Below are 12286 nucleotides of genomic sequence, written 5' to 3' on the forward strand. Positions count from 1 at the left end.
GCGGGTGCCGGTCTCGTTTCGGCGATGGTCCGGATCACCGGTTCAGCCGACTCGGTCGGCAGCAGGTCCGGGACAAGGCCGTCTGTTCGAAGGATTCCAGGTCCGCTGGAAAGAGGCGGTCGCCGAACGCACGACACCGTCCGACGACCGCACGTGGCGAGCCATGGCCGCGTAAGCCAAGTCCCGGAAAACGCGCCGCGCTGCTCGTATCCTTCGACGGGCCGCGAAACCCGTGTATGAAAGAACCCTCGACTGAAACGGAGCCGACACCTTGTTCCTTGCTGGCGGAGAACGACTGCCTCGTCGATAATCAGCCGGAGGTCGCTGTCTTTCGACAGCGCGAAGGTGCATAGGTTGCGGTCAGCGTTCTCATTGTCCTGATTCCATCGGCATGCCAGGCGGAATAGACCGGCAGGCCAATTCCGCCTGGCGACCGTCGTCGTTGACGCTCGAGCTTCATGCCCGGGCAGCCGTCGTCAACAGGCTGGAGATCTTCGAATGACTATTCCTGGTACCAGTGCTGGTTGGCTTGGCCGTTGCAGCTGAACATCTGAACGTTCGCTTGGTCGGCCGGGTTGGCGTAAGCGATGTCGAGGCATTTGTTGTTCAGTTGCGACTTGATCTGCATGCCGTCCCAGTACCAGTGCTGGTTGGCTTGGCCGTTGCAGCTGAACATCTGTACATTCGCTTGGTCGGCCGGGTTGGCGTAAGCGATGTCGAGGCATTTGTTGTTCAGTTGCGACTTGATCTGCATGCCGTCCCAGTACCAGTGCTGGTTGGCTTGGCCGTTGCAGCTGAACATCTGTACATTCGCTTGGTCGGTCGGGTTGGCGTAAGCGATGTCCAGGCACTTGTTGTTCAGCTGCGACTTGATCTGGAAGTCGCCCTGCGGGGCGGCCGGCGAGATGCCGGTCGTCACGCCGAACAGGAGTGCGGTGGTCGCCGCGGCGACGTGTGTGATGAGCATCAAAACTCCCCAAAATGCTTGATTAAGGATCGATGTTCCCCAGGTGCACAGCCGGCGACGGCCCGTCTGGTATTGCCGACACTGTCGGCGACGGCGCTGCCGGGTGCCGACTGTGCGAGGACAACGATCGCAGTCCGCGCAGTGCCTCCGCATCGTGACGGATACGGAAAACCGGTCTCCGTGCTGACACGGAGGCGCGCTATAGCCGAGCCCTCTACAGTGGGTTGGTGGAGCAGGGGGCTCAACGGCTGGCCGTGGTGCTGGCGCTGGCAGCTGGTGTCGTCACGGTGGCCACCGGTGTGGTGCTCGCGGTGTCGCCGGCCGGTTCGGACATCGCTCACTTCGCGGTCTGCGTCGGGCTCGCGGTGCCGGCGATGGTGCTCGGTCTGGTCGTGGCGCGGCGGCGGCCCGTCAATGTCGTCGGCCCGCTGCTGGTGATGATGGGGCTCGCGCCGTGTGTGGTCGGGCTGTTGGACATCGCCACGACGGTCGCCGCACGTCGGCCCGGAGTGTTGCCCGGCGCCAGCGTGATCGCGGCGTTGGACTGGGGCGTCTGGCCGCTGTGGTATCTGCCCGTGGCGCTGTTGACGCTGTACTTCCCGGACGGGTCGTTGCCCTCCCGGCGCTGGCGGGTTGTCGTGGTCGGGATGCCGGTGCTGATCGTCGCGTTGGCACTGCCGCAGACCGCCGGCGACGACGGTTTGCCAAACGTGTTCGCGATCGTGCTGCTCGCCGCGTTCCTGTCGATGCTGGTGGCGACCGCGACCGCCCTGGTGCGTCGTTACCGCCGGGCCGACGGCGTGCGCCGCGCGCAGCTGACCTGGTTCGTACTCGGCGGCATGTTCCTGCCCGCGACCCTGCTGTTGTGTTGGGCCAGCTACCTGTTGCTCGGCCGGGCGGACATGGTGCTGTTCGGGTTGGCGGCGTTCTATCTCGCGATCCCGGCCGCGACCGCCATCGCGATGCTCCGGCACCGGCTTTACGACCCGGGGCGGGCGCTGTCCGCCACGGTCGCCTACACCGTGGTGACCGCGGGGCTGATCGGAGTCTTCGCCGCGGTGTCCGCGCTGAGCGGAGTGCTCGCCGGCCGTGATTCCGCGGTGGTCGCCGCGGTCGTCACCGCGATCTGCGTCATCGCGCTGGCTCCCGCGCGTGATCGGGTGCAGCACGTGGTCGATCGCAGGCTTTACCCGATCCGCAGGGCCACGTTGACCGCGCTGGACGCCCTGCTCCAGAAAGTACACAGTGGACAGTCCGAACCCGAGCAGGTGGAAGCGGTACTCGGCGAGGCGCTGCGGGATCCCTCGCTGCGCGTGGGCTATCGCCTGCCGGGCCGGGACGATCTCGTCAGCGCGAACGGTGCCGCGCTCTTGTCCGCCGCGGACCGTTCGGTGCCGGTGCGGGTCGGCGATGTCGAGATCGGTGTGCTGCGCTGGACCGGCGCGGGCTCGCGTGAGCTGCTGCGCGAAGTGGCCGCGGCGTGCGCGGTGCTGGTCGAACTGGTCCGGTTGCGCATCGAACTCGCTCAGGCGCTGCGTGAGGTCGAGGTCAGCCGGAATCGGTTGCAGCAAATCGGCTATCAGGAACGACGCCGGCTCGAACGCGACCTGCACGACGGAGCCCAGCAGCGGCTGGTCACGCTCGGCGTGGCATTGCGGTTGGCGCAGCGGCAGTTGCGCGGCGGCACAATCGACGTGAACGGACTGCTCGACCACGGTGTCGCGGAACTCGGCACCGCTGTCGCCGAACTGCGCCAACTTGCGCACGGACTGCGGCCGAGCAGCCTCGACGACGGCCTCGGCCCGGCACTGGCAGCGTTGACGAGCACCCTGCCGATGTCGATCGAACTCGATATCAGTACGGGCGACCTGGCCGATGACGTCGTCACGACCGCGTACTACGTGGTCGCCGAGGCGGTCGCCAACGCGACCAAACACGCGCAGGCCAAGCGCGTCGCCGTGCGGGTCGCTCAGTGCAGCGACCGGCTGCGGGTCGAGGTGGTCGACGACGGGATCGGCGGCGCAGCGCCGGAGGCCGGATCGGGCCTGGCCGGCCTGGCCGGCCTGGCCGATCGGGTCGCCGCGGCCGGGGGCCGGCTTCGGGTCGAAAGCCCGGCGGGAGCGGGCACCCGCATTGAGGCGGAGCTGCCGTGCGCATCGTGATCGGCGAAGACTCCGTACTGTTCCGGGAGGGCCTGGCCCGCCTGCTGGAGGACACGGGACACGACATCGTCGCCAAGGCAGCGGACGCGCCCTCGGTGCTGCGCGCGGTGCACGAGACCGATCCCGACTTGGCGATCATCGACATCCGCATGCCGCCGGAGCACGCCGACGACGGCGCCCGCGTCGCCCGGCAGATCCGCGCCGACTTCCCCGAACTGGGAGTCGTACTGCTCTCCCAGCACGTCGAGAGCAAACATTCCGTCGAACTGGTCGCCAGCGGCCGATTCGGATACCTCCTCAAGGACCGGGTCTTCGACGTGGACGACTTCCTCGACGCTCTGCGGCGGGTCGCTGCGGGCGGGTCGGCGCTGGACCCCGACATCGTCACCCGCCTCATCTGCCGACGCTCGCCCGACCGGCCAATGACCGCACTGACCTCCCGTGAACGCGACGTTCTCGCCTTGATGGCCGAAGGCCGCACCAACATCGGCATCGCGCGACGGCTGTACCTGACCGCGCGGACCGTGGAGAGTCACGTCGCCAACATCCTCGCCAAACTCGACCTGACGACCGCCACCGACGAGGACCATCGCCGCGTGCTTGCCGTGCTCGCCTACCTCGGCCGCACAGGACGCACCGACACCGGACCCTCGACCTAGACCGGCAATTCCGCGTTGACGATTTCCTGTAGCCGGCCGCCGCGGCGGCCATCGCACAGATGTGTCGCGATCGCCTCCAAGGGTGTCGTTCGCGGCACTCGGCCGGGGCTCGAGCGGTCCGTAGCGTCGAATGACGCAAGGCGATCCGTCTCCGAGGGAAGGACTTCCGATGACCGATCTTCCAGCCCCGACCACGCCGTTCCTGGAGCGCGAGGCCAAGAAGCTCGCCGAGGACACCGACCCGCACCCGCGCATCTACGAGCTGCCGCCCGAGGAGGGGCGCAGGATCCTGAGCGACCTGCAGAGCGGCGAGGGTGTCGAGCGCCCGGACGTCGACGAGGAGTGGGTCGACGTCGACGCCGGCGAGTGGGGCACCGTCCGCACCCGCATCATCAAGCCCAAGGGCGCCACCGGCCCGCTGCCGGTCGTGTTCTACATCCACGGCGCCGGCTGGGTCTTCGGCGACGACAAGACCCACGACCGCCTCTTTCGCGAACTCGCCGTCGGGGCCGGCGCGGCCGGCGTTTTCCCGGTCTACGACTGGGCTCCGGAGAAGGGGTACCCCACGCAGGTCGAGCAGAACTACGCCGTCGGCCAGTGGCTGCAGGCGAACGGCGCCGAGCACGGGCTCGACACCTCCCGGGTCGCCGTCGCCGGCGAGTCCGTCGGCGGATGCATGTCCGCGGTCTTCGCGCAGATGAACAAGGACCGCGGCGGGCTGGCGCTCAAGGCGCAGATCCTGCTCTATCCCGTGACCGGGCCGGACTTCGACACCCAGTCCTACCACCAGTTCGCGGAGCACTACTACCTCACCCGCGACGGGATGAAGTGGTTCTGGGACGCGTACACGACCGACGAGAGCAAGCGCGAGGAGAAGTACGCCTCGCCGCTGCGGGCCACGCTCGAAGACCTCGCGGGACTGCCGCCCGCACTCGTCATCACCGCGGAGGCGGACGTCCTTCGGGACGGCGGCGAGCTCTACGCGAACAAGCTCCGCGAGGCCGGGGTCGAGGTGACGGGCGTCCGCATCAGCGGGACCGTGCACGACTTCATGCTGCTGGACGGCCTGCGGGACACTCCGGCCACCAACGTCGCGCGGAAGCTGTCCGTCCAGGCATTGCGCGAGGCGCTGCACCAGGAGTGACACCAGGAGCCGCGTGGGCGGCAGACTAGGCAGAGTCTGCCCGCCCACCGCCGTGCCGACCGCGGCATCCGAGGAGACACGATGAGCCCGACGGCCACAGGACCGCACGTCGACGAGACCGGTGCGCGGGTGGTCGGCGAAGTCGGCCTGCTGGAGTACGCCGACTGCCAGGTCTCGGCGATCCACGGCCTCCGCGACATCTTCCGCGTCGCCAGCGAGTACGCCGTCGAGTCGGCCGATCCTCCGAGCGTGATCAGGGTCAGCACCTGGGCCGTGTCCGCCACCGACGAGGGGCCGGTCATGGTCTGCTCCTCGGACACCCATCCCGAGCTCGAACACCGCCTCAGCCACGTCATCATCCCGCCCAGCCTCGTCGTGCCCGAACTGATGGCGTCGGTCGGCGAGCTCGCCGACTGGCTTGTCGGCCTCCGGGCCGAGGGCACCACTCTCTGTGCCGTGTGCGCAGGCGTCTTCGTGCTCGCCGAGACCCATCTGCTCGACGGCCGGGACGCCACGACCCACTGGGCGTTCGCCGAGGAGCTGGCGCGGCGCTATCCGGACGTCCGGGTGGACGCTTCCCGCATGGTGGTCGACGACCTCGACATCGTGACGGCCGCGGGGATCCTGGCGTGGGTGGACCTTGGCCTCACGCTGGTCGACCGGATGCTCGGTCCCAGCGTCATGCTGCACACGGCGCGCTTCGTCCTCGCCGACCCGCCCCGCCGGCGCCAGTCCCTCTACCAGGAGTTCACGCCTCGGCTCCAGCACGGCGACGCCGACATTCGCGAGGCGCAGGCCCGGCTGCACGCCAACCTCGACGAGCCCCACTCCGTAGAGCAGCTCGCGCAGACCGCGGCCATGCACCCGCGCACCTTCCAGCGACGGTTCAAGGAGGCCACCGGCCTGACGCCGACGGAGTACATCCAGGCGGCGCGCATCGCGAAGGCCCGCGAGTCCCTGGAGCTGACCAACGAGCCGGTCGCTCTGATCTCGCGCAGCGTCGGCTACCTCGACGTGTCGAACTTTCGGCGGCTTTTTCAGCGCGCCACGGGCGTCACGCCGTCGGAGTACCGGAACCGGTTCGGCATCGCGGCACGGGTCGGCAGCCGGCAGGACGACTAGCCGCTCGGTCAGCCGGCGAGGATCCGCTCCACGCCCTCGCGATAGGTGGTGATCCGGAAGTCGGGGAAGCGGGCCGCGAACTTCGAGCTGTCGAAGATGTTGTCGTCGCGGTAGCGGACGAGCAGTTCGTACATCTCGTCGAGGGGCTTGACGAAGCGGCGCCCGAGGCGGAAGGCGAGCATCGGCAGCACCGTGTAGCCGATCTTGCGGCCGGTCGCCGCGGCGGCGATCTCGACGAGCTGGGCGTAGGACTGCCGGTCCGGGTCGACCGGCAGATGCCACGTCTGGCCGTAGGCGTCCGGGGTGTTGCCGAGCAGGGCCAGCGCCCGGCTCGCGTCGGGGGTCCAGATCAGGGAGCGCTTGGCGCGGGCGTTGACCGGGACGAACGGCCGCTTGCCCGCCCCGATCCGGTCGAACACCAGCGTATTCGTGTAGCTCTTGGTCCGGCCGGGCCCGTAGAACTCGGGAGCGCGGCCGATGAGACCCTCGACCCGGCCCGCGCGCATGGCCTCGAGCAGCATGGCGGCGAGCTCGCCGCGGACCCGCCCCTTGCGACCGCCCGGCGCGAATGCTGTCGACTCGGTCTGCGGCGCCGACGTTCCCGGATACATGTAGGTGTTGTCGAAGAAGACGAGCTTCGTCCCGTGTTCGGCGCAGGCGTCGATGACGTTGCGCATGATGACGGGGAACTGACGCTCCCACAGCTCCGAGTCCAGGGGCAGGCCGACGGTGAGGTAGGCGATCTCGCTGCCCGCGACCGCACGGCTGGTGGCCTCGGCGTCGGTGAGGTCCGCGGCTACCAGCTCATCGGTGTCGTTGATCTTCGACGGCTTGCGGCTGACGAGCCGGATGTCCTTGGTGTGGTTGCGGTAGAGCTCGTGCACGAGCTCGTCGGCGATCGGTCCGCCGGCGCCGAGGACGGTCTGCATTCGGGTCTCCTTGAGGTGATGGGGGGGTGTCGACGGCGGCTCAGTCGCGAGCGGCGTCGTGCCACCAGAGGACGATGCGGTCGACTACCTCGGCCGGGGTGCGGACCCAGCCGACGTGGTCGTTGGTCGAACCCGGGGGCGCCTGGTCGCCGGTGTGGTGCCAGCGGGTCACCGAGGCCGGGGCGAAGAGCCGCTTGGCGAGGTCGTCGACGGCGCTGACCGGCGACAGCTTGTCGTCACCCAGACTGATGACAAGGGCAGGCGTGGTGATCGGCTGCTTGATCTCGTAGGGCGGCCGGCCGGTGAGGACCATGCGCGCCCATTCGCGCATCAACGTGCGGGCCCCGGGGCCGCCGAACGCGGGCTTCGGGAGGTAGCCGAACACCGCGGTCGCGGCCGGGACCACGAGTGCCGCCATAGCTGCGAGGTGGAGACCCCCGTAGGCGAAGTGGCGATAGTGCGGGATCGCGCCGGCGACCGTGATCACCCCGTCGGCCGGCGGCCGAGTGAGTTCGTGCCCGGCTACGAGCTGTCCGCCGAGGCTGTGCCCGAGGAGGAGCACTGGCCGTGCGGGCGACTCCGCCCGCGCGGCGGCGACTGCCTGTGCGATGTCGTCGATCTCGTCGCGGTAGGCCCAGTCCTCGCGTCGGCTCGCCCGCGGCTGCCCGCGCTCGAACCCTCGCCGGCGCAGTGCTCGGGCCTGCCACCCGCGTCGCTCGAACTCGGCGACCAGCGGCCGGTAATAGCCGGAGCCGACGGCCATCGCCGGCGAGATGAGGACGAACGGCGTGCCGGTGCTGCTCCTCTCAGCGTCCGCCATGGGTCGCCGTCGTCGAGGTGAGCACGGTGAAGCCGATGCCGGCGTCCTGGAGTCGGCGCAGCAGGTTCTCGCCCATCGCGGCAGCGGTGGTGACCTGGCCGGCGGTGGGCGGGTTGTCGTCGAAAGCCAGACACAGCGCCGACTCCGCCAGCATCTTGGCCGTCTCGGTGTAGCCGGGGTCTCCGCCGCTGACCTGGGTGTGCACGGTCTCGCCGCCGCCCTCGCCGACGAAGTCGACGGTGAACCAGGCCCGCTCGCGTCGCTCCGCCGACGGGCCCTCGCCTTGCGGGATGCGCTGGCCGATCGCGCGGCGCAAGGGCGGTACCTGAATTGCGGCCAGCGCAGCGGCGAAGCCGACCACCGCGCCGGCGACGGTCGTGACGTGCCGGGCCCCGGCGTAGTGGGAGTAGGCGAAGTCGGGTCCGTAATCCGGGCGGGCGAGCGCGGACCGCCGGACGACGTCGGGGTCGATCGTGGGCAGCGGGATCAGCCAGGTCCCGAGCACGCGGTCGCGACGGGGGCGGCCGATGCGGGCGCGAACCCGTCGTCCTCGCGGTCGCGGTTCGAGCCGGCGGCGTCCGGACGCGGCCTGCAGCATGGCGCGCGGTCGCGACAGCTGGCCGAGACCGGAGTGCAGCGTGCCGCCCGAGATGGTGGCGTTCGTGCGGACCACTCCCCGGAGGGTCACCGGCGCCCCGGACGGCAGCTGCTGGACGGTGAAGAGAGCGCCGAGATCGTGCGGGATCGAGTCGAAGCCGCAGGCATGGACGATGCGAGCACCGGTCCGCTCGGCCGTCGCGTGGTGCTCGACGTACATCCGGTCGACGAACTCGGGCTCGCCGGTGAGGTCGACGTAGTCGGTGCCGGCCGCGGCACAGGCGGCCACGAGCGGTTCGCCGTGCTTCAGGTAGGGGCCGACTGTGGTGATCACGACTCGCGCGGACTCGGCGACGCGTGTCAGGGACTGCGGATCCGAGGAGTCGGCGCGGAGCAGTGCGATGTCCTCCAGTCGCTGGTTGCTCCCGAGGAGACGGCCGCGGACGGCCTCCAGCTTGCCCTGGTTGCGTCCGGCGAGGGCGAGCCTCGCTCCGGAAGGGAGATGGGCAACGAGGTACTCGGCGGTCAGGCCGCCGGTAAAGCCGGTGGCTCCGAAGAGCACGACGTCGAAGGGGCGCGGGTTCGTGCGTGGGTCCATCGGATCTCGGCTCCTCCGGAAGTGCGCTATGTTTACAGTGCTAACCGAGCGTAGAAGGGTGAAGTAAGCGATGTCAACTTCGGAGAAGGGTGGCTACCATCACGGCGACCTGCGGGCGGCGCTGCTGTCGGCCGCGATGGAGATGCTCGAGGCCGGCGAGCCCTTCTCGCTCCGGGCCGTCGCGCGCCGGGCCGGAGTGTCGCCGACGGCGCCGTACCGCCATTTCAAGGACCGCGACGCGCTGGAGTCCGCATTGGCCGCCGAGGGGTTCCGGGATCTGCTGACGGACCTCGGCGACGGGCGCAACCCGCCGGCCTCGCTCCCGGATCTGGCCGAATTCGCGGTCGCCTATGTCGCCTTCGCGCTGCGGCGCCCGGCCCTCTTCCGCGTGATGTTCGGCAAGCCGTGCGACGACGCGGACGACGAGCGGGTCAAAGCCGCCGACGCCCTGCACGAACTGCTGGCCGCCGCGCTCGACCGGGTCTTCCCCGACGCGGACGCCTCGGCCCTGGCGTCGGCTGGCTGGGGGCTCGCGCACGGGCTGGCCTGCCTGTACCTCGACGGCAAGCTGCAGGCCGCGTCGGACGAAGAGGTCGCCGAGCGGGTCCGCGGCGCCTTTCTCGCAATCGCGTCGGTCGGCCGCTGACGCGTGTCGCGCACGTCGCAGCTCGCGTTGTTGACAGTGCTCACATGCCGTGCAATCCTCGGTGTTAACGCTGCTTACATCAGAGGAGAGGGCTCATGGCATCGACCGGCAAGCTGACCGACCGGACGGTGGAGGTCGACCTCGGAGGCCGTCTCGTCACCGTCCCCGAAGGCGGCCTCTACGACCGGTTCCGGATGAACACCGACCTCGACGAGGTCGCGCGGGACCCCCGGGTCAGCAGCGTCGACTTCTTCCGCCGGATGCCGAAGACCCGCGTGGAGTCCCGCATCGGACCGACGCTGACGCCGAACTTCTACTACCGCGTCTCCACGGCCCGGCTCACGATGCTCGCTCCGACGAAAGCCGTCCGGGCCCGCCTGCCCGAGGAGCTGGATCCGCTCGAGATCGCCCCGGGGCTCGGGATCGTCTCGGTGATGGCCTTCCGGTACGACGTGTGCGACATCGACTTCTACACCGAGGCCGCCGTCGGCATCGCCGTCAAGCCGGCTCGGCACGGCGGGCTGGGCTTCCTCGACCTGGTCGCCGGGCTCAAGAACGACTCCCTGCATTCCTACGTGCTCTCGCTTCCGGTCAACACCGAGATCGCGCAGGTGCGCGGGCACGACGGCTACGGTTTCCCCAAATGGGTCACCCGGCTCGACGTCGACATCGACGCGCGGCGCACCTCCTTCCGGGTCGCCAACGACCAGGGCGGCCTTGACCTCGCCTTCTCGGCGCCCACCCCGAAGCAGACCGCCCGGCGCACCGGCGAGCACGTCTCGACCCTGACCTCCTACACCACGATCGACGACGCCTGGCACTCCACGACCAGCCAGATCAACCTGCTCTCCGCTGGCGCCGCACGGTTCCCCCGCGGCCTGGACCTGCAGCTCGGCGAGGGCAAGATGAGCGAGGACCTGCGCTCGCTGAAGCCGGTCCGGACGATCCAGCTCGACGTCGCCACCGAAGGCCAGCTGGCCCTGCACATGCCGGTGCCCACCTCCGTCCAGGACCGGAGCTGAGGACGAGATGACCACCACGAACACGCGCCGCATCGACACCGCTCTTCCGGCTTCGCTGACGCCGGCCCGGGTCGAGCGCCTGGCCGCCCTGGTCGCCGCTGTCGGCACCCAGCGGGCAGCCACGACCTCGCCGTACACCGGCGCACCGCTCGCGGACCTGCCCGTGTCCGCCCCCGACGACGTCGACGAGGCCTTCGCCCGGGCACGCGCCGCCCAGGCCCGCTGGGCGGCCACCCCGGTGGCCGACCGCGCACGCGTCCTGCTGCGCTTCCACGACCTTGTCCTTCAGCGGCAAGAGGAGGCTCTCGACCTGATGCAGGCCGAGAGCGGCAAAACCCGCCGCGACGCCTTCCTCGAGGTCAGCGACATCGCGATCACCGCCCGCTACTACGCGCGCAGCGCACGGCGGCTGCTCTCGCCCAAGCGCCGCAGGGGCGCGATCCCGGTGCTGACCCACGCCGCCGAGCTGCACCATCCCAAGGGCGTCGTCACCGTCATCTCGCCGTGGAACTACCCGCTCAGCATGGCCGCCGGCGACGCCATCCCGGCACTGATGGCCGGCAACGCCGTCGTGCAGAAGCCCGACACCCAGACCGCGCTGACCGCGCTGTGGGCCATGGAGCTGATGCGCGAGGCCGGACTGCCGGCCGACGTGTGGCAGATGGTGGTCGGCCGCGGCAGCTCCATCGGAAACGCGCTCATGGCCGGCGCGGACTACCTGATGTTCACCGGCTCCACCGCAAGCGGGCGCCAGATCGCGCGCGACGCGGGGGAGCGGCTCATCGGCGCGTCGCTGGAGCTCGGCGGCAAGAACGCCATGGTGGTGCTCGCCGACGCCGACATCGAGAAGGCCGCCGCCGGGGCGGTCGCCGCCTGCTTCCCCTCGGCCGGGCAGCTGTGCGTGTCCGTCGAGCGGCTCTACGTCGCCGATGAGATCCACGACGCGTTCGTGGCCGCGTTCGTCGAGCGCACCCGGGCCATGCGCCTGGGCGCTGCCTACGACTACTCGATGGACATGGGCTCGCTGACCACCCCATCGCAGCTCGAGACGGTCAGCGCACACGTCGACGACGCGGTGTCGAAAGGCGCGACGGTGCTGGCCGGCGGCCGCTCCCGTCCCGACCTCGGACCGCTGTTCTACGAGCCGTCGATCCTGGCCGACGTGACGCCGGAGATGACGCTGTACGGCCACGAAACGTTCGGGCCGGTCGTCTCGATCTACCGCTACCAGTCGGTCGACGAGGCGGTGGCGATGGCCAACGCCACGCCGTACGGCCTCAACGCGAGCGTCTGGGGCCGCAACGGCGCCGCTGCCCGCAATGTGGCGCGACGGCTGCACGCCGGCACCGTCAACGTCAACGAGGCGTTCGCCGCCGCCTGGGGCAGCATCGACGCCCCCATGGGCGGCATGGGCGACTCGGGCCTCGGCCGCCGGCACGGCGCCGACGGACTGCTCAAGTACACCGAAGCCCAAACCGTCGCCCACCAGCGACTCCAGGGTTTCACTCCGCCCCGCGGAGTCGAACACGAGCAGTGGGCGCGGATCCTGACCCGGGCATTCAAGATGCTGCGGGCACTGGGCGTCCGATGACCACGAAGTCGCGACGGTTCGCCGTTCGT

11 protein-coding genes are annotated in these 12286 nt (G+C 69.9%); 7 read left to right on the top strand and 4 right to left on the bottom strand.

The window, feature by feature from the left end; genetic code table 11:
• Positions 1 to 502: 502 nt before the first annotated feature.
• Complete coding sequence (locus ACWDNU_RS02590) at positions 503 to 967, bottom strand: RICIN domain-containing protein (RefSeq protein ID WP_449667449.1); 465 nt, start codon at positions 965 to 967, stop codon at positions 503 to 505.
• A gap of 227 nt (positions 968 to 1194) precedes the next feature.
• Between ACWDNU_RS02590 and ACWDNU_RS02595 the strand changes: the two genes are divergently transcribed.
• The 4 genes from ACWDNU_RS02595 (at position 1195) to ACWDNU_RS02610 (ending at position 6054) form a co-directional block, all read left to right on the top strand.
• A complete protein-coding gene (locus ACWDNU_RS02595; protein ID WP_449667450.1) occupies positions 1195 to 3129 on the top strand; it encodes an ATP-binding protein in 1935 nt (644 codons plus the stop codon).
• Positions 3117 to 3788 carry a response regulator gene (locus tag ACWDNU_RS02600; protein WP_449667451.1) on the top strand — a complete coding sequence of 224 codons (672 nt, stop codon included), beginning with the start codon at positions 3117 to 3119 and terminating at the stop codon, positions 3786 to 3788. Before ACWDNU_RS02595 ends, ACWDNU_RS02600 begins: the two co-directional genes overlap by 13 nt.
• Positions 3789 to 3957: 169 nt before the next feature.
• Positions 3958 to 4932 carry an alpha/beta hydrolase gene (locus tag ACWDNU_RS02605; RefSeq protein WP_449667452.1) on the top strand — a complete coding sequence of 325 codons (975 nt, stop codon included), beginning with the start codon at positions 3958 to 3960 and terminating at the stop codon, positions 4930 to 4932.
• 81 nt (positions 4933 to 5013) lie between these two features.
• Complete coding sequence (locus ACWDNU_RS02610; RefSeq protein ID WP_449667453.1) at positions 5014 to 6054, top strand: GlxA family transcriptional regulator; 1041 nt, start codon at positions 5014 to 5016, stop codon at positions 6052 to 6054.
• Between the two features lie 8 nt (positions 6055 to 6062).
• Here the strand turns inward: ACWDNU_RS02610 and ACWDNU_RS02615 are convergent, their stop codons facing one another.
• From ACWDNU_RS02615 to ACWDNU_RS02625, 3 genes are read right to left on the bottom strand one after another with little or no spacing between them, the layout of a single operon-like run.
• Entirely contained in the window at positions 6063 to 6983 is a 921-nt protein-coding gene (locus ACWDNU_RS02615) for an NAD-dependent epimerase/dehydratase family protein (RefSeq protein ID WP_449667454.1), read from the bottom strand.
• A 40-nt stretch (positions 6984 to 7023) separates the two neighbouring features.
• The gene (locus ACWDNU_RS02620) at positions 7024 to 7803 is read right to left on the bottom strand and encodes an alpha/beta fold hydrolase (RefSeq protein ID WP_449667455.1); all 780 of its coding nucleotides are present in this window, start codon (positions 7801 to 7803) and stop codon (positions 7024 to 7026) included.
• The gene (locus ACWDNU_RS02625; protein ID WP_449667456.1) at positions 7790 to 8998 is read right to left on the bottom strand and encodes a saccharopine dehydrogenase family protein; all 1209 of its coding nucleotides are present in this window, start codon (positions 8996 to 8998) and stop codon (positions 7790 to 7792) included. Before ACWDNU_RS02625 ends, ACWDNU_RS02620 begins: the two co-directional genes overlap by 14 nt.
• A 70-nt stretch (positions 8999 to 9068) precedes the next feature.
• On the opposite strand from ACWDNU_RS02625, the gene ACWDNU_RS02630 reads away from it, so the two are divergent.
• The 3 genes from ACWDNU_RS02630 to ACWDNU_RS02640 all read left to right on the top strand — a co-directional run bounded on the left by ACWDNU_RS02630 (position 9069) and on the right by ACWDNU_RS02640 (position 12257).
• Positions 9069 to 9644 (top strand): TetR/AcrR family transcriptional regulator, encoded by a 576-nt coding sequence (locus ACWDNU_RS02630; RefSeq protein ID WP_449667457.1) that lies wholly within the window; start codon positions 9069 to 9071, stop codon positions 9642 to 9644.
• A 95-nt stretch (positions 9645 to 9739) separates the two neighbouring features.
• The gene (locus ACWDNU_RS02635; RefSeq protein ID WP_370937064.1) at positions 9740 to 10666 is read left to right on the top strand and encodes an acetoacetate decarboxylase family protein; all 927 of its coding nucleotides are present in this window, start codon (positions 9740 to 9742) and stop codon (positions 10664 to 10666) included.
• 7 nt (positions 10667 to 10673) lie between these two features.
• Positions 10674 to 12257 carry a succinic semialdehyde dehydrogenase gene (locus tag ACWDNU_RS02640; protein WP_449667458.1) on the top strand — a complete coding sequence of 528 codons (1584 nt, stop codon included), beginning with the start codon at positions 10674 to 10676 and terminating at the stop codon, positions 12255 to 12257.
• The last annotated feature ends 29 nt before the right edge of the window (positions 12258 to 12286 follow it).

The organism is Amycolatopsis sp. NPDC003676 (assembly GCF_053587275.1).